The following is a 2,079-nucleotide window of genomic DNA, read 5'->3' as shown; positions in this document are numbered from 1 at the left end:
TCGCCGGTCGCGGTGAACAGGTCGCGGCTGGCCGCGGCGACCTGGAGGCCGAGGCCGCCGGCGGCGTTCTCGGTGAAGCCGTCGCGGCTGTCGTGCACCTGGCTGGCGCTGGCGACGATCGCAGCCTTGAGCCCGCCGCCCAGCTCCGCGCGGAAGCCCGCGGTGGCGCCGAACGAATAGCCGTCGGCGTGGATGTCGCCGGTGGCCAGGCTCGCCGCGCCGCCGGTGGTCAGCGTGCGCCTGGAGTCGAAGTCGCCCGAATACCAGCTGCCCGATGCGGCGGCGAAGACGCTGCCGCTGTCGTAGCTGGCATAGCCGCCCAGCTGATACTGGTTGCCACTCAGCGTCGAGTTGCGGCTGTTCACATCGCCGTCGATCTGGGCGATGCCGCCCGCCACGCCGGCGGTGAAGCCGTCCATCCGCGCCTCGGCACCCATGGCGATGCCCGCGGTGGTCGTCTCCAGCCCGGCCTGGGTGGTGGTGCCCAGCAGGTGCTGGTAGCCGCCATAGGCCTGGCCCCAGATCCCGCCGCCATTGCCGCGCGCTTCGGGCGCATCGGCGCTGGCGAGGCGGCTGGCGAAGGTCGCGCCGCTCGTCGTGGTCGCGCGGACCTGGGCCAGGCTGGTGTCGCCGAAGCCGCCGCCGACCAGCGCATCCGCGCCGTCGCCGACGCGCTGGCGCAGCAGCCCGGTGAACAGGTTGTTCGCCGCGATCGTGGTGGTCGAGAGGTCGGCCAGCGCCTCGCCGCTGAAGCTCTTGAACGCCGCGACGCGCTGGGCGGTGCTGAGCGCCGTGATCGCATTGAGCGTGTTCGCCCAATCGTCCGACGCGTTGCCCGTGGTCGAATTGCCCAGCGCATTGGCGACCGCCAGCGTGTTGCGGTCCCCCGCCGAGACGCCGTCGGTGAACTCCATGTTCTTCTGGACCTGGAGGATGACGGCGTTGGCGACCAGGTCGTAGCGCAGGCGCCACTTCAGGTTCGGGTTGCTGGTCACGGTGCTGAAGGTCGCGCCGTTGCCGAAGGTGCCGGTCAGGCTGCCCGCCTGGACGATCGTGTAGAGCTGGTTGAAGCGGTAGTCGCTCGCCGCCGCGGTCAGCGCGTTGACCGAGACCGTGCCGCCCGACAGCGTCGCTGCCCCCGTCACTCGGATCGAGTCCGCAGCGAAATTGAGGCTGGTGCCGCCGAAGTCGAACAACAGGCTGCCGCCGGTGACGTTCAGGCTGCCGACGGTGAAGCTGCCGATCGGGTTGATCGTCGTGCCGAGCAGGCCGGTGCCGAGGCCGCCGGGCGCGAGCGTGCCCGAAGCCAGGGTGAGGTTGCCCGCCAGGCTGCCGCCGCCGATCAGCGTGCCGCCCTGGAGGCGCATGCTGCCCTGGCTCGCGGCCGCATAGACGAGCGTGCCCGCGGTCAGGTCGATCCGCCCGGTCATGGCGAGGTTGCCCGCCAGGGTCAGACGACCGGTGCCCTGCTTCTCGAACACGCCCGAGCCGGCGATGTTGCCGGAGAAGCCCGCATCGGCATTGCCGGTCACGACCAGCTTGCCGGCACCCAGCGCCAGCGTGCCGCCGCCGCTCGTGCCGTTCGCCAGGGTCGCGACGGTCTCGGTATAGCCCGCCAGGTCGAAGGTCGCGCCGCTGTCGATCCCCAGGATCGCGGTATTGGCGAGACGCTCCGAAGCGCCGAGGCGCAGCGTGCCGGCGCTGGCGAGCACGGTGCTCGCCGACGAGCTGCCGCCCAGCACCGAGGTGCCGCCCAGGTTCGCCAGCGTGCCGGTGCCGAGATTGGCGTTCACGGTAGCGCCGTTCAGCTGGACCTGCGCGGCCGTCAGCGTGCCCGTGCCCGCCAGCGTGCCGTTCAGGCCAAGCGCACCGACCGTGTCGCTGTTCGCGCCCAGGTTCAGCGTCGCGCCCGACGCCACCAGAACCGTCGCCGTGTCCGCCAGGCGGTTCGATGCGCCAAGGCTCAGCGTGCCGCCATTGACCGCGACTGCGGTGGCCGCCGAAATGCCGTTCAGCACCGAGGTGCCGCTGGCGTTGGTCAGCGTGCCGCTGCCGAGATTGGCGTTCACCACCGCGCCG

The 2,079-nt window shown here is 71.7% G+C and carries 1 protein-coding gene; it reads right to left on the bottom strand.

The window, feature by feature from the left end; all coding sequences use genetic code 11:
• Positions 1-2,079, bottom strand: a 2,079-nt coding sequence (locus AC1RPL_RS21565; RefSeq protein ID WP_493072431.1) for an autotransporter outer membrane beta-barrel domain-containing protein, incomplete at both ends; no start/stop codon positions are given.

The sequence above is a fragment of the Sphingomonas sp. GW821-FHT12D09 genome (genome assembly GCF_058807215.1).
The sequence above is the reverse complement of the archived record's forward strand: the minus strand, read 5'-3'. Positions and strand labels throughout refer to the sequence as shown.